At 59.4% G+C, this 25,009-nt stretch carries 24 protein-coding genes; 11 read left to right on the top strand and 13 right to left on the bottom strand.

Annotated elements, in window-relative coordinates:
* Nucleotides 1-558 (top strand): F0F1 ATP synthase subunit B, encoded by a 558-nt coding sequence (locus ACN0Q0_RS11555; protein ID WP_417243549.1) that lies wholly within the window; start codon nt 1-3, stop codon nt 556-558.
* A gap of 97 nt (nt 559-655) precedes the next feature.
* Here the strand turns inward: ACN0Q0_RS11555 and ACN0Q0_RS11550 are convergent, their stop codons facing one another.
* From ACN0Q0_RS11550 to ACN0Q0_RS11535, 4 genes are all read right to left on the bottom strand, one after another.
* Entirely contained in the window at nt 656-1,426 is a 771-nt protein-coding gene (locus ACN0Q0_RS11550) for a FadR/GntR family transcriptional regulator (RefSeq protein ID WP_417243548.1), read from the bottom strand.
* Nucleotides 1,427-1,534: 108 nt separating this feature from the next.
* The gene (locus ACN0Q0_RS11545; RefSeq protein WP_417243547.1) at nt 1,535-2,185 is read right to left on the bottom strand and encodes an OmpA family protein; all 651 of its coding nucleotides are present in this window, start codon (nt 2,183-2,185) and stop codon (nt 1,535-1,537) included.
* Between the two features lie 106 nt (nt 2,186-2,291).
* Entirely contained in the window at nt 2,292-3,185 is an 894-nt protein-coding gene (locus tag ACN0Q0_RS11540) for a methylated-DNA--[protein]-cysteine S-methyltransferase (RefSeq protein ID WP_417243546.1), read from the bottom strand.
* Nucleotides 3,186-3,298: 113 nt separating this feature from the next.
* Nucleotides 3,299-3,943 carry a Hint domain-containing protein gene (locus tag ACN0Q0_RS11535; protein ID WP_417243545.1) on the bottom strand — a complete coding sequence of 215 codons (645 nt, stop codon included), beginning with the start codon at nt 3,941-3,943 and terminating at the stop codon, nt 3,299-3,301.
* 245 nt (nt 3,944-4,188) lie between these two features.
* Between ACN0Q0_RS11535 and nth the strand changes: the two genes are divergently transcribed.
* Entirely contained in the window at nt 4,189-4,836 is a 648-nt protein-coding gene (nth, locus tag ACN0Q0_RS11530) for an endonuclease III (protein ID WP_417243544.1), read from the top strand.
* Nucleotides 4,829-5,815, top strand: a complete 987-nt coding sequence (locus tag ACN0Q0_RS11525) for an adenosine kinase (protein WP_417243543.1) — start codon at nt 4,829-4,831, stop codon at nt 5,813-5,815. Before nth ends, ACN0Q0_RS11525 begins: the two co-directional genes overlap by 8 nt.
* 91 nt (nt 5,816-5,906) lie before the next feature.
* Here the strand turns inward: ACN0Q0_RS11525 and polA are convergent, their stop codons facing one another.
* The 3 genes from polA to ACN0Q0_RS11510 form a co-directional block, all read right to left on the bottom strand.
* Entirely contained in the window at nt 5,907-8,705 is a 2,799-nt protein-coding gene (gene polA / locus ACN0Q0_RS11520) for a DNA polymerase I (RefSeq protein ID WP_417243542.1), read from the bottom strand.
* 127 nt (nt 8,706-8,832) lie between these two features.
* Nucleotides 8,833-9,252, bottom strand: coding sequence for a globin domain-containing protein (locus ACN0Q0_RS11515; RefSeq protein WP_417243541.1), 420 nt, complete (start codon nt 9,250-9,252; stop codon nt 8,833-8,835).
* Nucleotides 9,253-9,333: 81 nt separating this feature from the next.
* The gene (locus ACN0Q0_RS11510; RefSeq protein ID WP_417243540.1) at nt 9,334-9,519 is read right to left on the bottom strand and encodes a zinc-finger domain-containing protein; all 186 of its coding nucleotides are present in this window, start codon (nt 9,517-9,519) and stop codon (nt 9,334-9,336) included.
* A gap of 179 nt (nt 9,520-9,698) precedes the next feature.
* On the opposite strand from ACN0Q0_RS11510, the gene ACN0Q0_RS11505 reads away from it, so the two are divergent.
* Nucleotides 9,699-10,634: an ABC transporter ATP-binding protein gene (locus ACN0Q0_RS11505; protein ID WP_417243539.1), complete on the top strand. Its 936-nt coding sequence runs from the start codon at nt 9,699-9,701 to the stop codon at nt 10,632-10,634.
* Nucleotides 10,635-10,713: 79 nt separating this feature from the next.
* Here the strand turns inward: ACN0Q0_RS11505 and ACN0Q0_RS11500 are convergent, their stop codons facing one another.
* Nucleotides 10,714-11,091 (bottom strand): HIT domain-containing protein, encoded by a 378-nt coding sequence (locus ACN0Q0_RS11500; protein WP_417243538.1) that lies wholly within the window; start codon nt 11,089-11,091, stop codon nt 10,714-10,716.
* Between the two features lie 35 nt (nt 11,092-11,126).
* Nucleotides 11,127-12,704: a DUF5928 domain-containing protein gene (locus ACN0Q0_RS11495; protein WP_417243537.1), complete on the bottom strand. Its 1,578-nt coding sequence runs from the start codon at nt 12,702-12,704 to the stop codon at nt 11,127-11,129.
* 133 nt (nt 12,705-12,837) lie between these two features.
* Between ACN0Q0_RS11495 and ACN0Q0_RS11490 the strand changes: the two genes are divergently transcribed.
* Nucleotides 12,838-13,656 carry a sulfotransferase family protein gene (locus ACN0Q0_RS11490; RefSeq protein WP_417243536.1) on the top strand — a complete coding sequence of 273 codons (819 nt, stop codon included), beginning with the start codon at nt 12,838-12,840 and terminating at the stop codon, nt 13,654-13,656.
* Between the two features lie 54 nt (nt 13,657-13,710).
* Here the strand turns inward: ACN0Q0_RS11490 and ACN0Q0_RS11485 are convergent, their stop codons facing one another.
* A complete protein-coding gene (locus ACN0Q0_RS11485; protein ID WP_417243535.1) occupies nt 13,711-14,316 on the bottom strand; it encodes a TetR/AcrR family transcriptional regulator in 606 nt (201 codons plus the stop codon).
* Between the two features lie 69 nt (nt 14,317-14,385).
* On the opposite strand from ACN0Q0_RS11485, the gene ACN0Q0_RS11480 reads away from it, so the two are divergent.
* Nucleotides 14,386-15,138, top strand: coding sequence for an SDR family oxidoreductase (locus tag ACN0Q0_RS11480; RefSeq protein WP_417243534.1), 753 nt, complete (start codon nt 14,386-14,388; stop codon nt 15,136-15,138).
* 31 nt (nt 15,139-15,169) lie between these two features.
* Nucleotides 15,170-16,123 (top strand): cation diffusion facilitator family transporter, encoded by a 954-nt coding sequence (locus tag ACN0Q0_RS11475; RefSeq protein WP_417243533.1) that lies wholly within the window; start codon nt 15,170-15,172, stop codon nt 16,121-16,123.
* Here ACN0Q0_RS11475 and ACN0Q0_RS11470 read toward each other — a convergent pair.
* Nucleotides 16,088-16,852: a hydroxypyruvate isomerase family protein gene (locus ACN0Q0_RS11470; protein ID WP_417243532.1), complete on the bottom strand. Its 765-nt coding sequence runs from the start codon at nt 16,850-16,852 to the stop codon at nt 16,088-16,090. The genes ACN0Q0_RS11475 and ACN0Q0_RS11470 overlap by 36 nt on opposite strands.
* 4 nt (nt 16,853-16,856) lie before the next feature.
* Nucleotides 16,857-17,417 (bottom strand): DUF1285 domain-containing protein, encoded by a 561-nt coding sequence (locus tag ACN0Q0_RS11465; protein ID WP_417243531.1) that lies wholly within the window; start codon nt 17,415-17,417, stop codon nt 16,857-16,859.
* A gap of 103 nt (nt 17,418-17,520) precedes the next feature.
* Between ACN0Q0_RS11465 and ACN0Q0_RS11460 the strand changes: the two genes are divergently transcribed.
* From ACN0Q0_RS11460 to ACN0Q0_RS11445, 4 genes are read left to right on the top strand one after another with little or no spacing between them, the layout of a single operon-like run.
* A complete protein-coding gene (locus ACN0Q0_RS11460; RefSeq protein ID WP_417243530.1) occupies nt 17,521-18,525 on the top strand; it encodes an AAA family ATPase in 1,005 nt (334 codons plus the stop codon).
* Nucleotides 18,522-19,400 (top strand): DUF58 domain-containing protein, encoded by an 879-nt coding sequence (locus tag ACN0Q0_RS11455; protein WP_417243529.1) that lies wholly within the window; start codon nt 18,522-18,524, stop codon nt 19,398-19,400. The genes ACN0Q0_RS11460 and ACN0Q0_RS11455 overlap by 4 nt, the downstream gene beginning before the upstream one ends.
* Nucleotides 19,400-22,162 carry a DUF4159 domain-containing protein gene (locus tag ACN0Q0_RS11450; RefSeq protein WP_417243528.1) on the top strand — a complete coding sequence of 921 codons (2,763 nt, stop codon included), beginning with the start codon at nt 19,400-19,402 and terminating at the stop codon, nt 22,160-22,162. Before ACN0Q0_RS11455 ends, ACN0Q0_RS11450 begins: the two co-directional genes overlap by 1 nt.
* Nucleotides 22,159-24,222, top strand: coding sequence for a hypothetical protein (locus ACN0Q0_RS11445; RefSeq protein WP_417243527.1), 2,064 nt, complete (start codon nt 22,159-22,161; stop codon nt 24,220-24,222). Before ACN0Q0_RS11450 ends, ACN0Q0_RS11445 begins: the two co-directional genes overlap by 4 nt.
* A gap of 41 nt (nt 24,223-24,263) precedes the next feature.
* On the opposite strand, the gene ACN0Q0_RS11440 is transcribed toward ACN0Q0_RS11445, so the two are convergent.
* A complete protein-coding gene (locus ACN0Q0_RS11440; RefSeq protein WP_417243526.1) occupies nt 24,264-24,959 on the bottom strand; it encodes a DUF599 domain-containing protein in 696 nt (231 codons plus the stop codon).
* Nucleotides 24,960-25,009 lie beyond the last annotated feature (50 nt).

Below are 25,009 nucleotides of genomic sequence, written 5' to 3'. Positions count from 1 at the left end.
ATGAAAAAGCTTGTAGCTCTTATCGCCATCACAGCCGCGACACCGGCCTTCGCGGCCTCGGGTCCATTCTTCTCGTTGCACAACACCAACTTCGTTGTGTTGCTTGGTTTCCTCGTATTCGTCGGCGTGCTGGTGAAATTCGGTGTTCCCGGCATGATCGTGGGAATGCTCGACAAGCGCGCGACAGACATCCGTTCCGAGCTCGACGAAGCCCGCGCCCTGCGCGAAGAGGCCCAGTCGGTTCTCGCCTCCTACGAGCGCAAACAGCGCGAAGTTCAGGAACAGGCGGATGCCATCGTGAAGCAAGCCAAGCTCGACGCTGAAGCTGCTGCGACCAAAGCCAAAGAAGACCTCAAAACGTCCATCGCCCGTCGTCTGGCCTCGGCTCAGGAGCAGATTGCCTCCGCCGAAGCTTCCGCCATCCGCGATGTCCGTAACACCGCTGTCACCGTTGCAATCGGTGCTGCGCAGGATGTCATTGCCAAGAACATGACAGCCGCCGAGGCAAATACGCTCATCGATGACGCCATCGCAGAAGTGAGCGCGAAACTTCACTGATCGGACGCTTTGCGCCCTCCATCAGACCCCGAATTGACAAAGCCCCGCCAACATTGGCGGGGCTTTTTCGTGCGTAACGTTACTTTTTACAACTGGATCAATGCCGGCCTTGCTCGTGGTCGAACCGCAGTTTTGCGATCTCTTCGTTGCGCTCGAACTTTTGCTGATCGGTCAGGGCCATTTCCACATAGTTCAGATGCTGTGTGACCGCGGCACGGGCGCGTTCGGGATCGCGTGACTGCAGGGCCGCATTGATGTTGCGGTGTTGATCCAACAGTTGGGCGCGGTTGGTGCGCTGTTTGAACATGATAGACCGGTTGTAAAATACGCCCTCGCGCAGCAAATCGAACATCGAGCGCATCATGTGCAACATGATGACGTTATGGCTCGCCTCGATGATCGACAGGTGGAACTCGGCATCCAACCGTGCCTCATCCGTCGGGTTCCGTTTGGGATGGGCGGCTTCCATTTTGTCAAAAATGGTCTGGATCACACGTAGATCGGTATCGGAGGCAAATCGTGCCGCGCGTTCGGCGGCCAATCCCTCCATGTCGCGGCGAAAGGCGATGTAGTCGAACACCGCCTCATCGTGTGCGCCGAACAGTTGAACGAGGGCGGGGGAGAACGCCGAGCCGAGCACATTGGCGACATAGATGCCCGCGCCCGCTTTGGCCTCCAAAAGCCCCTTGTCCGATAGTGTGGCCACAGCTTCGCGAATCGACGGGCGCGACACGCCCATCCGCTCCGACAGATCGCGCTCGGAGGGCAGTCGCTCACCGGGGCGCAGGATGCCGCGTAAAATCAACAGCTCGATCTGTTGCACGACAGAGGCGCTCAGTTTCGCGGCATCAATTTTCTGGAACGGCATGGCGACCTCGCGTTTGAATTGGTCAGATTATATGACCGCATGAGACGGGGCGCCATAAAAAAGGGCCGACCAAAAGCCGACCCTTTCCAGACTTCGAAATCTGTCTGCTTAGGTCATCGGTGTGATGATGATCTCGACGCGACGGTTCTGGGCGCGGCCCTCGGCATTGAGGTTGGTGGCCACTGGTGCATCTTCGCCGCGACCATAGGCCTGAATGCGGCCCGATGAGACGCCGTTGGCGGTCAGAATGGTCGACACCGCAGAGGCGCGGCGGCTCGACAGCTCCTGATTATACGTGGCCGAGCCGGTGTTGTCGGTGTGGCCGACGACCTGAACCGTGGTGTTGGGATAGTCGCGCAGGTTATAGGCGAGTGTGCGCAAATCGGATTGCAGGCTCGGCACGACAACCGCGCTGTCTACGGAGAACAAGATGTCCTGTGGCAAAGTCACGATCAACTCGGAGCCGGTGTTGACAATTTGGACCTGATCGCTGCCAAGGTCATTGCGCAGATCGGCGGCCTGACGGTCAAGCTGTTGACCGATTGCCCCGCCAATGGCGCCACCAATGGCGGCCCCGACAGCGGTTTTCACCAACTTGTCGTTACCGGAGGACAGGCCTGCCAATCCGCCGATGACGGCGCCTGCAATGGCACCTTGTTTGGCGTTGGCATTGGGGTTGTCGGACACCATAGGCTCCATGCAGCCGCTCAGGAATACCGTGGCGGCGAGTGGGGCGGCAATTAGGAAACGGGACTTCATTGAAGGACCTCTTTTGAAACTTCTGCTCGTATAACGCTTCTAGCGCTGACAAGTTCCTATCGCACCTGTGAATAGTTGTGATTGTGCCATTGTGGCGGGTTCCTGCTTATGGGCTATCGGTCAATGCGTCTGCCTGTGTCGCCTCATAGGCCAATAGGGCGCGTTTGACGGGCAAGCCCCAGTGATAGCCACCAAGATCGCCGGATTTGCGTAACACGCGGTGGCACGGAATGAGCCATGAGACGGGATTGCGCCCCACGGCGGTGCCGACCGCACGGACCGCCTTGGGATTGCCCACGGCCTGTGCGATGTCGGAATAGGTTGTGACCTTACCCGAGGGGATCGACAGCAACGCCTCCCAGACTTTGATCTGGAACGGAGCGCCAATGAGATGCAGGTGCGCCGCCCCCCCGCCAAGAGCGGCCCTTACGTGCGGGGCGACGTGGTCGGGCGCCTCGTGAAAGGTGGCGGCGGGCCACCGTGCGGTCAGGTCGGTCATGGCGGCCTCGCGGGAGGTCTCGGATGAAAACGCCAAACCACACATTCCGCGCGGTGTTGCCATGGCAAGCGCCTCACCAAACGGCGTGTCGAACCATCCGTAGGAAATGGTCATATCCGCGCCGGACCGTGCAAATTCACCGGGGGTCATCGCCTCCCACCGTAGAAATAAATCATGCAAGCGTCCCGCGCTCGACAGGCCTGCGGCATCGGCAGCCTCGACCATGGTGTGATGGGTTTGAATGAGTGATTTCGCCGTGCCAAGCGTGAGGTATTGTTGATAGCGTTTCGGGGACACGCCCGCCCATTTCGAAAAGGTCTTTTGAAAGTGGTGGGGGCTCATGCCCAACTCCCGTGACAGCGCGTCAAGCGACAGGGGAGTGTCAGACGCGTCAATCAGGTCTATTGCCCGCCGGATCACGTTGTAGTGGTAACGATCGGAAAGCGGGCTTTCGGAAATCGGGGCTGTGTCTGGCTGTGTCTGAGGGGGGACGTTGGTCACGGTCGATCCTTTATGGCTTGGACCGTACCTTAGCGTGATCGCGTGTAAACACCGACCCGAAACTTGGCCAATTGCGCTGTGCTCCCCTCACGACAGGGGTGCATCGCCATGCCTCACGCCACCATACGACGTGCCGCAACAGCGGAGCGCGGTTTAAGCAAGCCGACTTCGCGGGTGTTCAAAACCATGCGTGCCGTGACCATCGTGTCAAGGTTGCTGCCTATGGCGTCACGCATGTCTTGCTCGGTGTCGCGTCCCAAAAGATCGAGGCACTGCGTATCGGGAAACAGGCTTTCCAACCACACCCCCTCGGCCAGAACCACCTCGTGTTGGTCGAATAGGAGGTGACATAGCGGCGCATTGGGTGTGGGGCTGACAAAGTCCTCTTCGGCTTCGGTGGCCATGGAGCCAACGGGGGCAAGGACTTCCTCCTCGGCGAAATAAAGCGGAACAAGAGGCGAGCGCATCAGAATTTGATGATGTGGTGACAAAACCAGATCGTGTTCAGGGGTCCGTTTGCCAAATGCGCCTGCAAAGATGCGGATTGGCGGGGCATGGGACGCCTCGCTGCGCCCGACCCATCGCAGGGGTTTATACCCGTTGTCGCGGGTCAAGAGCAGATCCCCCGACCGCAGCCATTCAACGGGTTGCGGTCCCTCGCTCGTCTCCAACATGACGCCTGTGCCAAAGCCCGAAATGCCATCCCGCGGGTTTTGGCCAATCGTGCGCGGCTCATGCGCGAGTAGGGGATGAGCCATTGCGCCGCCGTCAATTGTTGGCCCGCCCGTCCGGTTTTTCCCGTCTCCCCGATCTCGCCCGTCGCCCCAGTGATCGCCCATGTGATCGTGCATCCTCAAACTCTGTGTGCATTCGAGGCCCATTTTTCGCCGTTTTTATAAACAGCGGATGAATGGGGTCTGGTTCTTTTCTGAAAGTTTTACGAAAATGCCTGTCGTCAATCCGGTGCTTGCCCTGAGGCGCACATCGGGGCATAGGTCTCCCCATGATCAAACAGCTGGATTACAAAACGATATACGAGATTTTCGCGCGGTTCCGCACGGCCGAGGCCGAGCCGAAGGGCGAGTTGGATCACGTGAACGCCTATACGCTCGTTGTTGCCGTGGCTCTCTCGGCGCAGGCGACCGACAAGGGCGTGAACAAGGCGACGGCGGAGCTGTTCAAAATCGCCGACACGCCGCAAAAAATGCTCGATCTTGGCGAAGAGGCCCTGATCGAACATATCAAAACCATCGGCCTGTTCCGCACCAAGGCCAAGAACGTGATCAAGCTGTCTGAGCGTCTGGTCGCGGAATTCGACGGTGATGTGCCTTCGTCACGTGCCGCTTTGGAAAGCCTTCCCGGTGTGGGGCGCAAGACCGCGAATGTGGTGCTGAACATGTGGTGGCACGTCCCGACACAGGCCGTCGATACGCATATTTTCCGCTTTGGCAATCGCTCCGGTGTGGCCGTGGGCAAAGATGTCGTCGCGGTCGAACGCGCGATCGAAGACCATATTCCCGCAGAATTTCAACAACATGCGCATCACTGGATGATCCTTCACGGTCGCTACACATGTAAAGCGCGTAAACCTTTGTGTAGCACCTGCCTGATACGGGACCTGTGCGACTTCGAGGAGAAGAACATTGACTAAAGCCTATCAGATTGTCGGTATCGGCAATGCCATCGTTGACGTGATCACACATGCGTCCGACAGCACACTCGACCTTTTAGGGATCGAAAAAGGCATCATGCAACTGGTCGAACAGGGCCGTGGCGAGATGCTATATGGTGCGATGAACAACCGCGTGCAGACCCCCGGTGGCTCGGTCGCCAACACCCTTGCGGGCTTGGGCAATCTCGGCCTGAAAACGGGTTTCATCGGGCGGGTCCATGATGATGCACTGGGGCGCTTTTATGCCGCCGAAATGGCCACGGATGGCTGCGCCTTTGTGAATGCGCCGGTCGAGGGTGGTGAGTTGCCCACGTCGCGCTCAATGATTTTCGTGTCGCCGGACGGTGAGCGGTCGATGAATACCTACCTCGGGATTTCGTCAGAAATTTCCGAAGCCGATGTCCGCGCCGATGTTGCCGCCGAAACCGACATCATGTTCCTTGAGGGCTACCTTTATGACAAGGACAAGGGCAAACACGCCTTTGATCAGGCCGCGAAACTGACCAAAGCTGCGGGCGGCAAGGTGGGTATTTCACTGTCTGATCCGTTCTGCGTCGACCGTCACCGCGCCGATTTTCGCACCTTTGTGAAATCGATGGATTTCGTGATTGGCAATGAACATGAATGGGAAAGTCTCTATGAGACCGACCTGTCCTCGGCGCTTGAACTGGCGGCGTCCGAATGCGGTCTCGTTGTGTGTACGCGCGGCGGTGGCGGGGTGATTTTGGTGCGTGGCGACGAGGAGGTCGTCGTGCCAGTAACCCGCGTTCAGCCCGTAGATACCACAGGTGCGGGCGACCAATTCGCCACAGGGTTCCTGTACGGCTATGCAACGGGTCAGAGCCTTGAAACCTGCGGGCGCATGGGCTGTGTGGCCGCGGCCGAAGTGATCTCCCACATCGGGCCGCGCCCCGAAGCCGACCTCAAGGCGCTGTTTGCAAGCAACGGGCTGATCTGAGCGCGGCACGAAATGTCGTATCCGGCCACGTAAAATGGCGCGTAGGGCGGCCCCCCAGGCGCCATTTTTCAATCCTCATCCGATTAGTGGCTTAGTGCGCTTGCGCCCAATTGTCGCCGATGCCTGCGTCCACGACAATCGGAACGTCGAGTTTGACGGCGGGGTCCGAGGCGGTTTCCATAACACCCTTAACGACCGCAATCACAGCGTCACAGGCGTCTTCGTCCACCTCGAAAATCAATTCATCGTGGACCTGCAACAGCATGGTTGCGGGCAGGTTTTTGATGGCGTTCGGCATCCGGATCATGGCGCGACGGATGATGTCGGCGGCGGTCCCCTGAATCGGGGCGTTGATCGCGGCGCGTTTGGCAAAACCCGCTTGCGGTCCTTTCGCGCTGATCTCCGGTGTGTGTATTTTGCGCCCGAACAGTGTGGTTACGTATTTGTGGTCTTTGGCAAAGGCCACGGTTTCGTCCATGTATTCCTTGATGCCGGGGAAGCGTTCGAAATAACGGTCGATGAACCCTTGGGCCTCGCTGCGCGGGATGCGCAGGTTGCGGGCAAGGCCAAAGCCCGAAATACCGTAGATGACGCCGAAGTTGATGGCTTTCGCTTGACGACGAACCATCGGGTCCATGCCCTCGATCGGGACGCCGAACATCTCGGATGCGGTCATGGCGTGGATGTCCAACCCGTCGCGAAACGCCTGCTTGAGGCTGTCGATGCGGGCGACATGGGCGAGGATGCGCAGTTCGATCTGCGAGTAGTCGAGAGAGACAAGTTTTTTGCCGCGATCCGCCACAAAGGCCTCGCGGATGCGGCGGCCTTCGTCCGAGCGGACGGGAATATTTTGCAGGTTCGGGTCCGAGGAGGCGAGCCGCCCCGTCACAGCGCCCGTCTGGATGTAGGAGGTATGCACGCGGCCCGTGTCGGGATGGATGTAGGTTTGAAGCGCGTCCGTGTAGGTCGATTTCAACTTGGACAATTGCCGCCAATCCAGAACCCGCGCGGGCAAATCGTGGCCCTCGGAGGCGAGGTCTTCGAGAATGTCCGCCCCCGTGGCATAGGCGCCTGTTTTGCCCTTTTTGCCGCCCTCCAACCCCATTTGATCAAACAGGATTTCGCCAAGCTGTTTGGGCGATCCGACGTTAAACGCCGTGCCGGCGAGGTCGTGGATTTCGGCCTCGAGCCCCGCCATTTTTTGTGCAAACGCGTTGGACATGCGCGACAGCACATCGCGGTCGACCTTGATCCCTGCCATCTCCATTTGCGCCAAGACGGGCGACAGCGGGCGCTCCAGTGTTTCATAGACGGTGGTGACGCTTTGCGCATGCAGTTTGGGTTTGAAAATCTGCCACAGGCGTAGCGTGACATCGGCGTCCTCGGCGGCGTATTTCACGGCCTTGTCGAGGTCCACTTTGTCAAAGGTGATTGCCGATTTCCCGGAGCCAAGCAGATCTTTGGTCGGGATCGGTGTGTGGTTCAGATACCGCTCGGACAACGCATCCATACCATGATTATGGAGACCCGCATGCAGCGCGTAGGACAACAGCATCGTGTCGTCATAGGGCGCAACACGGATGCCATTACGGGCGAAAATCTTGGCGTCATATTTCATGTTCTGGCCGATTTTCAGGATGGTCTCATCCTCAAGCACGGGGCGCAGGGCATCCAGAACCATATCGAGCGACAGTTGCCCGTCCACAAGGTTCGAGCCGCCAAACAGGTCGTCTTCGCCCATCGTATGCCCGACAGGGATGTAGCATGCTGTGCCGGCCTCGACACAAAGCGAGATGCCCACAAGGTCCACTTGCATGGCGTCAAGGCCCGTCGTCTCGGTGTCCACGGCGACATAGCCGCGTTCATAAATGGCGTCGATCCACCGCTCGAGTGCGCCCATGGTGCGGACGTGTTCGTAGGCGTCGACGTCGATGGGGGGCATTTCGGGTTCGGCGGCCTGGCGTGGGGTCGCGGTCGGGGCGTCCTCTATCACGGGCGGTGCGATTTTGAACCGCTCCGCCACGCGCTTGACGATGGTGCGAAACTCCATCTGTGCGAGAAAGTCGAGCAAGGCCTCCGTGTCGGGGTCCTGCACCTCGAGGCTGTCGAGGGAGAAATCGAGCGACATGTTGCAATCAAGCTGTACCAAATCGCGCGAGATGCGGATCAGCTCGGCATTGTTGACGAGCGACTCGCGGCGTTTGGGTTGCTTGATCTCTTCGGCGCGGGCCAGAAGCGTGTCGAGGTCGCCATACTCATTGATCAAAAGGGCGGCGGTTTTGATGCCGATGCCCGGCGCGCCCGGGACGTTATCGACGCTGTCCCCCGCAAGTGCCTGCACATCGACGACGCGCTCGGGACCCACGCCGAATTTTGCCTCGACGCCTTCGCGGTCGATCCGTTTGTTTTTCATCGGGTCGAGCATTTCAACGCCGTCACCGATCAGTTGCATCATGTCTTTGTCCGAGGAAATGATCGTGACGCTGCCCCCTGCATCGCGGGCTTGATGGGCGAGGGTGGCGATAATGTCATCGGCCTCGTACCCTTCGATCTCGATGCACGAGACGTTGAAGGCGCGGGTGGCCTCGCGGGTCAGCGGGAACTGTGGGCGCAAATCTTCGGGGGCGGGGGGGCGGTTGGCCTTGTACGCGGGATAAAGGTCGTTGCGAAATGTCTTTCCCGAGTGGTCAAAGATTACGGCGGCGTGGGTCGGCGCGTCCGCACCCGTGTTGGCCTCGATGTAGCGGTAGAGCATATTGCAAAACCCCGCCACGGCCCCAACGGGCAAACCGTCGGATTTGCGCGTCAGCGGCGGAAGTGCGTGATAGGCGCGAAAGATAAAGGCCGAGCCGTCGATCAGATGCAGGTGGTGTCCCTTGCCGAATGCCATAGTCGTGCCTTTCCATGTGCGCGTTTGCGCGGATCATAGTGGGCGGCGCGGGGGCTGCAACCATGCGTGAGGCAATATGGCGAAATTCGGGGAGATGTGATGCGTGACGATGGAATCCTCCGCCGCATTAGGCCGCCATTGCCCGTGCGCCGTCGATCATGGTGGCGGCAATGAAATTGACAACCGCGAACCACGCGGCGGACACTTCGGCGGTCCACAGATCACCCGCTTGGGCGGCAAGCGTGTCCAGAAGCACCTCGCCCAGAACGATATAGTGTTTCTCTTCGACGCCATAGGTCGCATGGTCATGGCCGAGTTTGCGCAACAGCGGTGTCAGCATCTCCGGGGTGTCGAGGGATGACAGCGCCAGTTGCATCATCGCTTCAAGCTTGACCGCTTGCGCACGCGCGGTTCCCGGAAACAGGGCGCGGATATCGGGGGCGGTGACAAACAGACGTGTGTAGAAATCTTCGTAGAGCTCGGGGCGAACGGCGGTCACGGCCTTGTAACTGTGCTTTACCAGTTCGATTTTGTTGCGCGACAGCATGGACCGCCTCCTCTTTACATACAAAAGAAGGCGTATCATGCGTCCATTAAAATAGTCCGAAGCTATGCCGCGACGTAAAAATTACTCAGCGTCAGACAGTTTGGAGCTTTCGTGAATGAATTTTTTGTCACAGTAGCCGCATTCGACATAACCGCGCTCTTTGGACATCGACAGCCAGACGCGGGGATGACCCAATGCCCCCTCGCCGCCATCACAGGCCACTTTCCACTTGGAGACAACTTCGGTTTCTGGGGCTTGGATGGTCATTGTGTGTCGCTCTTTTCTGTCGTCATTGCGTAGACGGTCTGCATATTCGCGCGGGGCTTGCGCGGGCGGTGGGAGTTGCCCATCGGGACCGAAGGGCCTAAGTCAGGTGCGTATGATAACGATCCGTGCGGGCGCGACAAGCGATTGTTGTGCAAGCTTCGCGCTGTGAGGGAGAGGCCATGACCGGCAATGCAATCGAAATCAAAGGCCTGCGCAAAATCTACCGCGGCGAAGGGGGCGCAGGCCCCAAAGAGGCGCTCAAAGGCATTGATCTGAACATCCCCAAGGGATCGATTTTCGGCCTGCTTGGTCCCAATGGTGCAGGCAAATCGACGTTGATCAATATCCTCGCGGGATTGACGATCAAAACCGGGGGGCATGTTAAAATCTGGGGCTTTGACCAGGATATCAATCCGCGCCAAAGCCGTGCCGCGATCGGTGTGATGCCACAAGAATTGAACCTTGATCCGTTTTTCCCGCCGCGCGAAGCATTAGAGGTGCAGGCGGGCCTGTATGGTGTGCCGAAAAAAGACCGGTGGTCAGACGAGATCCTTGAACTTGTCGGATTGACGGATAAAGCGAATGCCTATGCCCGCACCCTGTCGGGCGGGATGCGCAGACGGTTGTTGCTTGGCAAGGCGCTTGTACACAAACCGCAAATCCTTGTGCTGGATGAACCGACGGCGGGGGTTGATATCGAGCTGCGCCAGATGCTGTGGCAAAACGTGCGCCGCCTGAATGAGGAGCGCGGGATGACCATTATTCTCACCACGCACTACCTCGAAGAGGCGCAGGAAATGTGTGACGAAATCGCGATTATCAACCATGGTGACATGATCGTGCGTGACACGACCAAAAACCTGTTGGGCCGCATGGATGCCAAGACCTTGTTGATTGAACCCGAAGGCACCGCGCCTGCGGATTTTGACCTGCCAACGGGGGTGAGTTTCGAGCGTAAAAAGGATGGGGTGTTGTCGTTCACCTATTCGCGCGCACAGGCCTCGGCCAACGATGTTCTGGATGCGGTAAAGGCCCAAGGGGTCGTTATCGGTGACGTGCGTACGCAAGAACCGGATTTGGAAGACGTATTTGTCGACCTCACGTCGGGGCGCTGATTGAGTCGCACTGTCTCTTGGGATTGGAATTGAAACGGGCGGCCTTTATGTGGGGGCCGCCCGTTTTCGTGAGGTTTGATTAGCTCGTGGTGAGCGGCCCAACGGGTTCACCGCCCAAGAGATGCACGTGAAAATGCGGCACGTCCTGCAAGCTGTCGCGCCCCGAGTTGGTGATCAGGCGGTAGCCGTTCCCACCATGGGCCTCGGACAGGCCGAGTTGTTTGGCAACGGCACCCACAGTGCGAAAGAAATCCAGTTGCTCGGCATCTGACGCGGCCTGAACAAAGTGATCAAAACAACGGTACGGACCTTTGGGAATCACCAGGATATGGCATTTTTTCTGCGGGGAGATGTCGGGAAACGCGATGGCATGTTCGCTCTCGAACACCGGTGCCGACGGGATCTCGCCGCGCAGGATCTTGGCAAAAATGTTCTGGTCGTCGTAGTCATAGGGCATGTGAAGTCTTTCCTTGGGCCGTGTCGCGCCGCGCTTTAGTCGGCGAACAGGTGCGGGGTTGCCACGATATCCTGCGCGTCCTCGATGGAAATGTCGAGGAACCGTGCAATGCAGGCGGCATTGTCGTCGTCGGAATTGTTCTGGCGCATGAGAAAGTAGTTCTCGTAGTCCTGATCGCGGATCCGGTCGGCCTCGTGGTTGATATCGCTGCGGATTGTGGGCAACAGGCGTTCAAGCGCATCTTTGGGGGTTGCCTCGCCCGCCAACCCGACCCGTTTGGCATGGCCGGCCAGATAGTCCGGCGTGTAGTCGCATTCGATTTCCAACATCCGCGTGCCGGAACGATCGGCGTAAAAGTCATTGATCAACTCAAAACCACTGGGATCTATGCAGATCAGCAACCGGTCGGTTTCGTAGTAGTCGAACAGCATCCGCACCCATGCGCGGCGGTGGCGTGAGCGTTTCCAAAGGCTTTTCTCGATGCCGCCCAGATCGGGTAGCGGGGTGTCCTCTTCGTTAAAGAGGTATTCAAGGCTCGGAAGGTTGGATTTTTCGCGGATTTTAGACACCAACCGTTTGGCGACGTGCCACTTTTTACACGTCACGATCAATAATTCGCGGTCGCGCCCCAAGGTGCTTTCCGATTCCCAGAACCGTTGGCCAAACCGGCGCCCGATCCGGCCGCGCCCCGTGAGAAACTGAAACAAGGACCGCCCCTCGTTCGAAATCTTGAACTCGACGTTTTGCGCGACAAACAAATCGCCAAGACGCTTTTTCAATGTGGTGGCATCGGGTGAAATTTTTCGCGCAAACAGATAGTCTTGTGACAAAAGCATGTCGTAGTGGTCGTTATAAAACACCACCGGCATACCGTAGTCGGTGAACATCAAAAAGGTGAGCGTGCGGTTTCTGATCTCGCTCTCGGGGACAAGGTGGCGGACCAGCGTTTGAAAAAACGTCTCGTCGGGAATCCACGTTTTGCGGAAAAAGGCCATGACATCGGGGCGTTTGCGGGTGAAATCGAGAATCCATTCGATCGTCCGGCGGCGCAAACACCACCATTGGGATCCGATCATCACGCGCAGGTCGGCGGGGATATCACGCCTGAGCCCGAGTTTCTCTTGCAGTGCCATGCTTTTATAAAACAACCACTTATGGGTGCGTTCGTTGAACACATGGCGATAGATCAGGCGCTCTTCCTTGATCCCTGTCTTGATCCAGTCACTTTCGAAAAAATCGAAGCTTTCAACATAGTCGGCATCATCGCGGTCCAGAAAGTCGTGCATGAATTCGGCGGTTTTGACCGACATGCAATCCCCCGAAACCATGTAGAAATGGGTCGCGCGGGGAAAGGCTTTCTCGGCGGCCTCGACCGCATAGAGGGTCGCCTGAACAAGGCTCCATGCGCCCCAACCACATTTGATCCGTTTGGTGGCAAAGGTGACATTGGGGTTCGTGGCAAGTGCGGATTTTATGATGTGAAAGGCATCTTTGCCGCCGCGCGCATCGAAATGGATCGAAATATAGTCACCTGCTGCGGTCAGGCGTTTGGCCTGCTGCACAATGGCATCAGGATTTTTGTGGCACAGTAGAATGAATGCAATTCGTGCCATATTGGAACCAGTAACCTCATTTTTGCCCTATTGTGTCTATATAGGCGTAACCAAACATTGAATAGACAAGGCAAATTTGCTTTTAAAGCATAAAACGCTGCTATGGGTGCAGTTACGAGGAGTATTTGTAAATATGGGCTTTCCCGGAACCTGGATGACCGAGAGCGAAAGCGTCGTCTATCGCGTCGTGCCGAAATGCGCGTGCTCGACCATTGGTCAGATTATGTACTACTCGGATCATGGTGAGTTTTTTGATGGTGACATCCATGACAGCACTGAAAAGTTGCACAAATGGGCGCAAGAGGACAGTCAGCCTCTTATTGAGGCCAACGTAAAGTCCCATGCCTCTTATGCGTTCACCTGTGTGCGCAATCCCTATACCCGTGTACTCTCGTCGTTTTTCGACAAGATTTGCGGCATTCAGCGCAATGGCCGCCGGTATCGCGGCAACCTCGTGCCTAAGCTGATCCAACAATACGGTATCGAGGTGGGCGGCGATGATGGGAAGGACGAGTTTGACCAAATCGCGTCGTTCCGCCGGTTCTTGCTGTTCGTGCGCGACACCATCCGGTGGCGCCGTCCGATGGACCCCGACATCCATTGGTCGGGCATGTCCGGCCATGTCGCGACGTTTATTGCCAACGGCGGGACATACGACAAAATCTTTTTCACCGAAAAGTTCAATGAGGGCATGCAAGACGTCCTCGATCACATTGAAACGAAGCATGTCGTGGATCTTTCTGCGATCCCGCGGTTCAACGAGAGCGAAGGTCACGGACCCAAGAGGTTGCACCCTGTCGAGGACTATTTCGATGACCTGTCGATGCACCTGATGTGGGAAATTTTTCACCGCGATTTCCAACTGTTCAAATACGATTTTGAAAATCCGGGAAACAAGATGCCTCTGTTCGACGTCGATCTTGCGGAAGTTCACGCCAAACTCGGCGACTGATCCCCCCCCTTGTTTCGAGACAACAAACGCGCCCTCGCAAGAGCGGCGCGTTTTTCATGTCTGGCCGAGATATCCCAAAGCGGCGCGATCAATACGACAGGCGAGAGCCTCGAAATCCGTATCGCCGGAATGAAGAGCGGGGTGGGCCATGCCGATGACCAGATTTGTCAAATCAAAAGCCGCCAGTTCGGGATGTTCTACGCCGTGTTTGCGCAAAAGTCCGGCAACGGTGCGATTGATTTCGGCCTTGATTTCTTGGGTGTCGGGATCCGGGGGCAGGTGCGCTTCGAGGCGTTCAAGCACATCGGCGCGTCCATGGGTGTGAACATGGTGATGGATCGCGGCCCGCACCATACGGCGCACAGCAAAATCAAGGGGATGACCGTCGACATACTGCGCCATCGCCAGAATGTCGTCGCGCATCTCACGGCGCAGATCACGGATCAATTCGCCGATGATCGCGTCCTTGGAGGGGAAGTATTGATAGAGTGACCCGATGGAGACGCCCGCGCGTTCGGCGACCAGATTTGTGGTCAATGCCGTCGGTCCGCCATGCTCCAAAATGTGAGCCGCCGCTTCGAGGATTGCCTGATAGGTGGCGCGGGCGCGGGCTTGGCGCGGTGTTTTCTTGGGTTTCGGGACAAAATCAGAGTGGGTCACGGGATGCGAGTTTCCAGTATGTGAGTTTTTACTCATGTTTGACGCGAAACGGTTAAGGAGGCAATCCCTGTGAAGCTTGATGGTAAAAAGATACTGGTGACGGGAGGCACGCGTGGCATCGGTGCGGCGCTTGTGTCGCAATTGCGTGCCAAAGGGTGCCGCGTTCTGGTCGTGGCGCGTGACGAGGCACAGCTTGCGGTGCTTGAACGCGACGGGGTGGACACGCTTGCCGCCGATCTCTCAGACCCTGATATGCCGCGTGCGATTGCGCGATGGGTTGCCGCCGAGCACCCTGATTGCGATGTGCTCGTCAACAATGCCGCCATTATGGATCACACGTTTTTGACACGAGATCCCTTGGCCAAACTGAACCGGATCGAGCAGGAAATCCGGATCAATCTCACCGCGCCATTGCAGCTCTCGACGGCCATGTTGCCCGTGCTTTCGACACGGCCTCAGGCGGCGATTGTCAACGTCACATCCGGTTTGGCGCTGACGCCGTTGCCCAATGCGGCGGTCTATTGCGCCACCAAGGCGGGCGTGCGCATGTTTACCAAAGCGCTGCGCCATCAAATCAGGGCGGAGCAGTGGGACATTCAACTGAGCGAGGTCTTGATGACACGGGTCGACACCACACTGTCGGAGGGCGCCCCCGAGGGAAAATACCCGCCCGACCGCGCTGCCGCCGACCTCATCCGCGGGGTCGAGGCGGGGCGAAGGGAGATCTTTATCGAAAAGGTGGCGCTCCTTCACCGTATCTGGCGCCTTTCACCCGCATTGGCGGACCGCATCATCGGTCGCCATGTCGGGGCCACTGCGTAAGCGCATTCCCGTTTTAAAGGAGACCCCTTGCATGTCCCACGATCATAGTCACAGCCACAAGCACGGCCATAGCGGCCACAGTCACCCCCATATCGACCCCGATGCGGGGGACGCGCGGGTTGCCGCGGCGGTGGCGGTAAACCTGTTGCTCACGGTCGCACAGATCATTGGCGGCGTTGTCTCGGGGTCAATGGCGTTGATTGCGGACGCTATTCACAATTTGTCCGATGCGGTGTCGCTTATCATTGCCTTTGCGGCGCGTAAAATCGCACGAAAGCCACGCGACGGGGATATGACGTTCGGCTATGGTCGCGCCGAAATCGTGGCGGCGATGGTCAATTACACCACGCTGATCGTGATCGCCGTCTATCTTTTGGCCGAGGGCGTGGCGCGGTTTTTCAATCCGCCCGAGGTTGAGGGGTGGATCGTTGTTTGGATCGCGGCCATCGCCTTGGTTATTGACCTGATCACGGCGGCGCTCACCTATGCGATGTCAAAGGAGAGCCTGAACATTCGTGCGGCGTTTTTGCACAACCTTGCGGACGCGGGATCGTCGGTCGCGGTGATCGTCGCGGGCGGGCTGATCCTGTTGTACGACTGGCGCCTGGCCGACCCGATCATCACCGTGGCCATTTCCCTTTATATCCTGTGGCACGCCTTTGTCGAAATCCGCCCCGTGGTGCGTATACTGATGCTCGGAGCGCCAAGCGGGGCGCGGGCCGAAGACGTGCGTGCGGCGATCGAAGGCATCAGCGGTGTCGTGGGGGCGCACCATGTGCATGTGTGGCAGATCGACGAGCAGCGCACATCCGTCGAGGCGCATGTGGTGATAGAGACTGACCCCGCGCCGATCCTGAGTGCGATCAAATCAATGCTCGCGGACCAGTTCGCCATTGCCCATTCCACATTGGAGGTTGAAAAGCCCGGACAGGGGTGCGCGGGCGTTGCGTCAGAGAGCGGGGGCGAGATCGGCCATCCAGCCTAGGCCCTCGTCGGTGCGTTTTCGGGGGGTGTATTCCGCCGACACCCACCCTTTGTAACCGCGCTTTTTGATGGCTTTGAAAAACGCGGCAAAGTCAAACTCGCCCTTGTCCGGTTCACCGCGATCCACGGGGCAGGCAATCTGGATGTGGCGGACCAAATCGCCGTAGTCGTCCCAGGCCTTCATCACATCGCCCGTCATGTGGTGGATGTGATAGAGGTCGAATTGCAGCCCGACATTTGGCCTGTCTATCTCGCGGATCAGGCGGGCGGTCTCGGCCAGATCGGTTAGAAAATACCCCGGCATGTCGTGCGCATTGACGGGCTCAACGGTCAGGCTGCGACTCGGGGCATGTTGCGCGGCCCATGTCAGGTTGCGTTTGAATGTTTCGGTCGCAACCACGCCTTTTGCCTTACCCGCCATCACAAGCATGTGGTCAGAACGCAAAAAATCCGCAAACCGGAGCGCACGTTTGAAATCCTTGCGAAAACGGTCCTCGCCCATCGGCACGGCGGCAAACCCGCGCTCGCCACCCGCCCAGTTTGGCGGCGGCGTGTTGAGCGAGACCATGGCAAGGTTCAATTCGGCAAGGCGACGAGCAATTTCGGAGGCGGCCTCGTCATAGGGAAGCAACACCTCAACCGCCTCAAACCCCGCCGCTTTGGCTTCGGCAAAGCGCTCAAGGAACGGAAGCTCTTTGAACATGAACGTGAGGTTGGCGGCGAATTTCATGGCGTTACAGCGCACTTGCCGGGGCGATGGGGAAAAAGATCCCACCCGACCACAGGCCGAACATCACGGTGCCGTTGACCTCGTGTTCGACGCCCAAATCGACAAGTCGAAAGAAGCTCTTGCGATCAATCAGCGCGTCAAGCCGTGACCGGATTTCAACATAGGGTGCGGGGTCGCCGTCGCGTGTGTCAAACCGCAGCGGATGGTCCGGTCCCGCGGCGCACCTATCGCCCACAGAGGTGTGAAAAGTGAGGTTCTGTGCCTCCCCTGCGCCGGAAACGTCAAAGTCGACGGCTAAAAAGGGCGCGTCATCGACGGTAATGCCGACCTTTTCGACGGGCGTGACAAGGAAATAGGCGTCGCCTTCGCGTTTGAGGACGGTGGAGAATAGCCGCACCAATTGCGGACGCCCGATAGGGGTGCCGAGGTAAAACCATGTGCCATCACGGGCAATGCGCATGTCCAGATCACCGCAAAACGGCGGGTCCCAACGATCCACGGGCGGCAATCCGCGCCCTTTGGCGGCCCGTACGGCGGCGGCGATACTTTCGGCGGAGACGCTCACGGTAATTTCACCTTTCTCACGGTTTTGCCATTTGTGTCTGGCGCGATACCTGTCACTAATAGGCACAACCATAGTGACACGAATTCGTAGAAAAGGTGAAGTGATGTCTGATCAAGATCTTGTGCCACAGATCGAAGCCCTCGGCGTGAAGCTCAACGCGGCCAAAGCCTCGATCACGCGTCGCTTTATCGGGCAGGATGCCGTGGTCGATCTGGTGCTGTCGTCCTTGCTGTGTGGCGGTCACGCGTTGTTGTTGGGCTTGCCTGGTTTGGGAAAAACCCGCCTCGTGGACACGCTCTCGACCGTTATGGGTCTTGATGGCGCACGTGTGCAATTTACCCCCGATCTGATGCCTGCGGATATTCTTGGCTCCGAAGTGTTGGAAACCGCCGCCGATGGCACGCGGTCATTCCGCTTTATCGAGGGGCCGGTTTTCTGTCAGCTTTTGCTGGCCGACGAGATCAACCGCGCTTCGCCGCGCACCCAGTCCGCCCTTTTGCAGGCGATGCAGGAAAAATCCGTGACCATTGCGGGGCAGCCCCATGACCTCGAGGCCCCGTTTCATGTCCTTGCCACGCAAAACCCGTTGGAGCAGGAGGGGACATATCCCTTGCCCGAGGCGCAGCTTGACCGGTTTCTGGTGCAGGTGGATGTCGGCTATCCCGACCGCGATACCGAGCGCGACATTCTGATTGCGACAACGGGCGCAGATGAGGACGAGGCCCATGCGGTTTTCACCGCTGCCGAACTGATTGCCGCGCAAAAGCTGTTGCGCAAAATGCCTGTGGGCGAACAGGTGGTGGAATTGATTCTCGATCTGGTGCGGGCCTGTCGCCCCGAGACGGCCGATGCGCCCGAGGTGGTGAATGCGTCTGTGGCATGGGGGCCGGGCCCGCGTGCCGCTCAGGCCTTGATGCTGACCTGTCGGGCGCGTGCGTTGCTTGACGGGCGGTTGGCCCCGTCCCCCGAGGATGTTCTGGCGATGGCACAACCCGTGTTGATCCACCGTATGGCGCTGACCTTTGCCGCCCGCGCACGGGGTGAAAACCTCGCGTCGATCATTGCGCAGGTGGCGGATCTGACGGCCCGGGAACGGTCCGTCGCGTGAGCCATTCCGCCCTCTCCACCCTGCGCACCCGCGCCGAGGCCCTCGCCGCCCCGCTGCCCGATTTACAAGCACAGGCCGAACGCCTTGCGCGGACGCTTTTGCTCGGGGGGCACGGGCGTAGACAGGTGGGGACGGGCGACGAGTTCTGGCAATACCGTCCCGTACAGACGGGCGATAGCGCCCGCGCGATTGACTGGCGGCGCTCGGCGCAATCAGATGCGCAATTCGTGCGTGAAAAGGAATGGCAGGCGGCGCAATCCGTGCATCTTTGGGTGGATCGTTCGGCGGCGATGCAATTCAGTTCTGCACAGGAGTTGGGGTCCAAAGGCGACCGTGCGGCGGTGCTTGCTCTGGCCCTGTCGATCTTGTTGATGAAGGGCGGTGAACGTGTTGCCTTGGCGGCGCTTGGCGCCCCGCCACGCATTGGCGCACTGCAACTGACACGCATCTCCGAGGCGCTCACATCCACTGACACGGCTGACTATGGCGCACCGGATGCGACGGGGTTTATGCCCCATGCCAACGCCGTTTTGATCTCTGATTTCATGGGGCCGATTGCGGCGGTCGAGGCGGCTGTGGCCACATGTGCGGACCGCGGCATCAAAGGCGCGTTGTTCCAGATCCTTGATCCCGCCGAAGAGGCATTCCCCTATCAGGGGCGCACGATTTTCACATCCATGGGCGGTGCGGTGTCGCATGAAACGCGTCGTGCGGGCGACCTGCGTGACCGTTACCGCGACCGCTTGGCCGAACGCAAAGACCGCCTGTCGATCCTTGCGAAACGTGCGGGATGGCAGTTTGACACCCATCACACCGATGGGTCGGCCCAGGCGGCGCTTTTGTGGCTTTATACCGCGCTTGAGGGGCCGCGCTGATGCTTGTCCTCGGGCCGATCGGGTTTGCTGCCCCGTGGATGTTGCTTGGCCTGGCCGCTTTGCCGGTCTTGTGGGTGTTGCTGCGGGCCGTGCCGCCCGCGCCGGTGCGGCGCAGGTTCCCCGGGGTCGCGCTTTTGCTCGGTTTGGCCGATGAAGAGGTCGAGACAGATCGCACGCCGTGGTGGCTGTTGGCGGTGCGCATGATGGCCGTTGCGGCGTTGATCGTGGCCTTTGCGGGGCCTGTGTTGAACCCGCGCACGGAACGTAGCGGCTCCGGCCCGCTTGTTGTGCTGCTTGATGCCTCATGGGCTTCTGCGCATGATTGGGCGTTGCGGATGGGGCGGGTGTCGGCGGCTCTGGACGAGGCGGCTGCGGATGATCGGACCGTGGCGATTGTGGCAGCTACGGACCTGCCTGCCGGAGGACTTGAGTTTTCAGCCGCGAGGGAGTGGCGCTCGCGTCTTGCGGGGTTTGCCCCACAGCCCTTTCTCCCCGACATGACGGCTGTTGCGGCGGTGCTGTCCGCGTCGGATACCGCATTCGATACCCTGTGGGTGTCGGACGGGTTGGCGCGTGCGGGCCGTACGTCTGTGTTGGATGTTCTGAAAGAAAAGGGCGATGTGTCGGTGTTTGAAAATCCGCGCCCTGTTCTTGCGCTTGGCCCCGCAACGGTCTCGGCGCAGGGCGTGACTGTCCCCGTTTTGCGCCGCGATGGGGCGGGGGTGGATACGGTGCCGGTGATTGCCCGTGGGCCCGATCCCGCAGGGGTCGAGCGGATTTTGGCGCGTGTTGATGTGGCGTTCGCGGCCGGTGAGACGCAAGGCGCCGCTGTGTTTGAATTGCCCCCCGAATTGCGCAATCGCGTTACCCGGTTCGAGGTCGACGGACATCGCTCCGCCGCCGCTGTGCGTTTGGCCGATGATCGTTTGAAGCGGCGCGAAGTGGGGCTTGTCACTGTGCGCGAAAGCCGTGAGGGCTTGGAACTTTTGTCGCAACTCCACTACATCCGTACGGCGTTAAGCGACAAGGCGGATGTGATTTCGGGGGGATTGAATGACCTCGTCTCGGCCAACCCTGATGTGATTGTACTGGCCGATATCGCACGCCTGTCGGATGGTGAGACGGCGGATCTTCTGAACTGGATGGCCGATGGCGGGCTGTTGCTGCGCTTTGCCGGACCGCGCCTTGCCGCGTCGGATGTGGCGCGTGAGGATGACGACCCGTTGATGCCTGTGCGGCTGCGCGCGGGCGGGCGTACCATTGGCGGCGCGATGTCATGGGGCGCGCCTAAAACGCTTCGGGAATTTGCCGATACCTCGCCGTTTTACGGACTTTCTGTTCCCGATGATGTCAGCGTTTCGGCACAGGTCATGGCGCAACCCGATCCCGACCTTGCGGCGCGGGTGATTGCAACTCTCGCCGATGGCACGCCGCTTGTGACACGTAAATCCGTGGGCGCGGGACAGGTCGTGTTGTTCCATGTCACCGCCAATGCGGAATGGTCGAATTTGCCCTTGTCGGGTCTGTTCGTGTCGATGCTGGACCGGTTGAACACCTCAACGGGCGGGGCCGCATTGAACGAGGCGGACCTGTCGGGTCAGGTGCTGCAACCGCTCAGCCTTCTGGACGGGTTTGGCGCCCTGCGCGATGCGCGTAATCATGCCCCGACCGAGGGCGATGCCTTTGCATCTGCCGTCGCTTCGGCTGCGACCCCGCCGGGGCTGTACCAATCGGCACAGGCCGTGCGGGCGCTCAATGTGATTGCGCACGAGACAGCCTTGGCGGCGGTTATCTGGCCGGCAGGCACGGTTGTGACGGGTGTTGTGGCATCCGCGGAACGGCTGTTGAAACCGCTGCTTTTACTGGCCGCACTTGCGCTTTTAGCGGTTGATCTGTTCGCCTCGCTTACCCTGTCGGGTCGGTTGCGTGGTCCGCGTGCTGTGGCGGCTGTGATTGCCCTTGCCGTGGGGCTGCCCACCCCGCAGGCGCAGGCGCAGGACACCAACGAAGCCTTTGCACTGGCTGCCACCAACGAGGTTGCTTTGGCCTATGTCCTCACGGGGGATGACACGCTTGATACCATGTCGCGGGCGGGTCTGTTTGGGGTGTCGCAGATGCTGACACAGCGGACCTCTGTCGAACCTGTCGCCCCCGTTGGTGTCGATCTTGAGACGGATGATCTCGGGTTTTTCCCGTTGCTGTATTGGCCTGTCTCCGTGGATCAACCAACGCCATCGGCAGAGGCCTATGCGCGGCTGAATGCCTATTTGCGCACGGGCGGCACGATCTTTTTCGATACGCGCGATGGTGATATTGCCAGCTTTGGTGCGGCAACGCCCACGGGGAACAAGTTGAAAACCCTTGCGGCGGCTCTCGATATTCCGCCGTTGGAACAGGTCCCCGCTGATCACGTTTTGACCCGTACCTTTTATTTGCTACAGGATTTTCCGGGGCGCTACACGGGTGGCGACCTTTGGGTCGAGGCCGCGCCGGCCGATGCGCAAGGGGTCGAGGGCATGCCGTTTCGCAACCTCAACGATAATGTGACCCCTGTTATCATTGGCGGCAACGATTGGGCGGCGGCATGGGCGATGGACGAGACAGGGCGTGCGCTGCGTCCCGTGGCACGCGGGTTCGGCGGCGAACGCCAACGCGAGATCGCCTATCGGTTTGGTGTGAACCTCGTGATGTACCTCCTCACGGGCAATTATAAATCCGATCAGGTCCATGTGCCTGCGTTGCTTGATCGGTTGAGCCAATGATCCGCGACATTTCTCTCGATCCGTTTGTGCCGCTGATGGGGCTCGCCGTGATGGCGGCTGTGGCTTTTGTCCTTTTGGCCTTTGCCGCGTGGCGCGGGTTGAACGGGTGGCCGTGGCGGACGTTTGCCGCGTTTGGCATTTTGACCGCGCTTGCCAACCCGGCGTTGCAAGAGGAACAGCGCGACCCGCTCACCGATATCGTGATCCTTGTTGTGGACGAAAGCGCCTCGCAATCCCTCTCGGATCGCAGCGCCCAAGTGGCCACGGCCCGCACCGCAATCGAGGCGCAGATTGCGCGACATCCCGACACGGAACTGCGGGTGGTGACTGTGGGGGACGGGGCGGATAATCGTGGCACGCTGTTGATGACGCGACTGGCCGAGGCAATGGCGAACGAGCCGCGTGGACGGCTTGCGGGGGCCATCATGCTTTCGGATGGTCATCTCCATGATGCAGGTGTCGTGCCTGATTTTCCTGCGCCATTGCACCTGTTGATGACGGGCCGCCCCACCGATTGGGATCGCCGGTTGTTGGTGCAAAATGCGCCCGCGTTTGCCATCCTTGACGAAGAGGTCGTCCTGACGCTTTTGGTCGAGGATCAGGGGGACGTACCACCGGATGCCGGTGACACCTCTGAAATCGTGGTGGCCATTGATGGCGGGGATCCCCAAACCTACACGATCCCTGTGGGGCGTCCCATTGCGGTGCCTGTGATGTTGCCGCATGGTGGCATGAACGTGATTCAGTTTACCCTGCCACAGGCGCGTGGCGAACTCACGGCCCGCAACAATTCCGCGATGGTGCAAATCAATGGCGTGCGGGACCGGTTGCGTGTGCTGCTTGTCTCGGGCGAGCCGCACAACGGGGAGCGGACATGGCGCAACCTGTTGAAATCCGACGCCTCTGTTGACCTTGTTCACTTTACCATTTTGCGCCCCCCCACCAAACAGGATGGCGTTCCGGTCGACGAATTGTCCCTGATCGCCTTTCCAACCCGTGAGTTGTTTATGGAAAAGGTCGATGATTTCGATCTGATCATTTTTGACCGCTACAAATTGCGCGGGATTTTACCGGGGGACTATCTCGATAACATTGCGCGGTATGTCGAGGACGGCGGCGCGGTGTTGTTCGCGGCGGGGCCGGATTTTGCAACAGCTGATAGTATCTACCGCTCGGCCTTGTCGCGGGTGATCCCCGCCGCACCCACGGGCATCGTGATCGAGGAGGGCTATACGCCGCGCCTGACCGAAACGGGCGCGCGTCATCCCGTGACCGAAGGGTTGGGAGGGCTGACCCCGGCTACGGATAAGCCAGACTGGGGGCGGTGGTTCCGCCAGATCGAGCTTGAGCCCCGTTCGGGTGAGGTTGTGATGTCGGGGGCGGAGGGGCGTCCGCTTTTGGTGCTTGACCGTGTGGGCGAGGGACGTGTTGCGGTGCTCGGCTCGGATCACGCATGGCTGTGGACCCGCGGTGTCGAGGGCGGCGGTCCGCAGTTGGAGTTGCTGCGCCGTTTGGCCCATTGGATGATGAAAGAACCGGAGTTGGAAGAGGAAGCCCTGACCGCCACGGCACAGGGCAACACCATGACCATCACGCGCCGCACCTTGGCCGAGGGCGCGCGTTCGGTCACGATTGTCACGCCCGATGGAACCACCGAAACGGTGGCGTTGGACGAGGTCAGCCCCGGTCGTTTTGTGGCCGAATATGAGGGCGCACAGATGGGGCTGTATCGTCTCACCGAGGGGGGAGAAGAGGCGGTGATGGTCCTTGGTCCCGCGGCCCCGCGTGAGTTCGAGGAAACGATTGCGACGGGTGAACGGCTTGCCCCTGTTGTTGCGACAACGCGCGGTGGGGTGGTTGCCTTGACAGACGGGATGCCGGATATCCGCCGTGTCGCCGAAGGGCGTCCGGCCTCAGGGCGCGGGTGGATCGGGATTACGCCGCGTGATGCCTATCTGACGCAATCCACATCGCTCAAACCGCTGTTGCCGCCTTGGGCGTGGTTGTTGATCCTGTCGGCGTTGACCGTGTTTGCATGGCTGCGCGAGGGGCGTAGGTAAGAGCGCAATTTGGCGCAATGCTGTCCGGAGTGGCGGGGTCGCTACGTCTCGGGTTCCATCAATACGAGGCGCGAGGCGGAGGCAAATTCGCGGCGCAGCAGGATAAAGACGGTCACACAGGTTGTGACGATCAATCCAACCGGCCCAAGCAGCCACCCCAAAGCCCCGAGTGCGAAATACACGCCGCGCAACCCGCGGTTAAACGCGCGGGCGGCGGCAATGTTCAGCTCACCGGCCTTGCGTGCGCGCGGCAGGGTTTCGAGGGCTTCGATTTCGTTGGGGACAGAGGCCATGACAACGCCGCAGTAACCGAACAGGCGGTTGGACCAGATGAATTTCAAAAATGCATTGGTGATCAGGATCAGGGCCAAAAGGATTTTGACCTCCCAGATGATTGCAGGGGCGGTGAGCGTCAAATCCTGCGCCACACCGCGCAAACGTTCGGTGTTGGCCAGAACCGCAAGTCCCCCGCCGATGGCGATGAGACAGGCCGAGCCGAAAAACGCGGTGCCTTGGCGTAGGCTGTCGAGCACGGCGGCGTCGAAAATGCGCGGTTGCCGGGTGATCATCTGCACCATCCACATGCGTCTGTAGTCGGCCATGAGGTGAGAGGTGGAGCGATGTTTTGCGGGGGGATTCTCGATAATAAAGCCGATGCCAATCCATGCCGTGAGCAAAAGACCGACAGCGACCGCATCAAGAGCGGAGAAAAATTGAAGTTGATCAAGAAGTTCCATGCAGGAAGGTCTAGCGCGATGGATGACATGTTGCCATAGGGAAAAATTGG

Source organism: Celeribacter sp. (genome assembly GCF_048259695.1).
Taxonomy (GTDB): domain Bacteria; phylum Pseudomonadota; class Alphaproteobacteria; order Rhodobacterales; family Rhodobacteraceae; genus Celeribacter.
This window is presented reverse-complemented; position numbering and strand designations above follow the sequence as displayed.

Excerpts from the sequence above, each read along its gene's own strand:
- ACN0Q0_RS11495 (WP_417243537.1), bottom strand. The coding sequence starts at position 12,704 with ATGGCACGAATTGCATTCATTCTACTGTGCCACAAAAATCCTGATGCC.
- ACN0Q0_RS11535 (WP_417243545.1), bottom strand. The coding sequence starts at position 3,943 with ATGGCTCATCCCCTACTCGCGCATGAGCCGCGCACGATTGGCCAAAAC.
- ACN0Q0_RS11445 (WP_417243527.1), top strand. The coding sequence starts at position 22,159 with ATGATCCGCGACATTTCTCTCGATCCGTTTGTGCCGCTGATGGGGCTC.
- ACN0Q0_RS11500 (WP_417243538.1), bottom strand. The coding sequence starts at position 11,091 with ATGCCCTATGACTACGACGACCAGAACATTTTTGCCAAGATCCTGCGC.
- ACN0Q0_RS11555 (WP_417243549.1), top strand. The coding sequence starts at position 1 with ATGAAAAAGCTTGTAGCTCTTATCGCCATCACAGCCGCGACACCGGCC.
- ACN0Q0_RS11505 (WP_417243539.1), top strand. The coding sequence starts at position 9,699 with ATGACCGGCAATGCAATCGAAATCAAAGGCCTGCGCAAAATCTACCGC.
- ACN0Q0_RS11550 (WP_417243548.1), bottom strand. The coding sequence starts at position 1,426 with ATGCCGTTCCAGAAAATTGATGCCGCGAAACTGAGCGCCTCTGTCGTG.
- ACN0Q0_RS11460 (WP_417243530.1), top strand. The coding sequence starts at position 17,521 with ATGTCTGATCAAGATCTTGTGCCACAGATCGAAGCCCTCGGCGTGAAG.
- polA (WP_417243542.1), bottom strand. The coding sequence starts at position 8,705 with ATGGCATTCGGCAAGGGACACCACCTGCATCTGATCGACGGCTCGGCC.
- ACN0Q0_RS11440 (WP_417243526.1), bottom strand. The coding sequence starts at position 24,959 with ATGGAACTTCTTGATCAACTTCAATTTTTCTCCGCTCTTGATGCGGTC.
- ACN0Q0_RS11470 (WP_417243532.1), bottom strand. The coding sequence starts at position 16,852 with ATGAAATTCGCCGCCAACCTCACGTTCATGTTCAAAGAGCTTCCGTTC.
- ACN0Q0_RS11545 (WP_417243547.1), bottom strand. The coding sequence starts at position 2,185 with ATGAAGTCCCGTTTCCTAATTGCCGCCCCACTCGCCGCCACGGTATTC.
- ACN0Q0_RS11515 (WP_417243541.1), bottom strand. The coding sequence starts at position 9,252 with ATGCTGTCGCGCAACAAAATCGAACTGGTAAAGCACAGTTACAAGGCC.
- ACN0Q0_RS11510 (WP_417243540.1), bottom strand. The coding sequence starts at position 9,519 with ATGACCATCCAAGCCCCAGAAACCGAAGTTGTCTCCAAGTGGAAAGTG.
- ACN0Q0_RS11450 (WP_417243528.1), top strand. The coding sequence starts at position 19,400 with ATGCTTGTCCTCGGGCCGATCGGGTTTGCTGCCCCGTGGATGTTGCTT.
- ACN0Q0_RS11490 (WP_417243536.1), top strand. The coding sequence starts at position 12,838 with ATGGGCTTTCCCGGAACCTGGATGACCGAGAGCGAAAGCGTCGTCTAT.
- ACN0Q0_RS11475 (WP_417243533.1), top strand. The coding sequence starts at position 15,170 with ATGTCCCACGATCATAGTCACAGCCACAAGCACGGCCATAGCGGCCAC.
- nth (WP_417243544.1), top strand. The coding sequence starts at position 4,189 with ATGATCAAACAGCTGGATTACAAAACGATATACGAGATTTTCGCGCGG.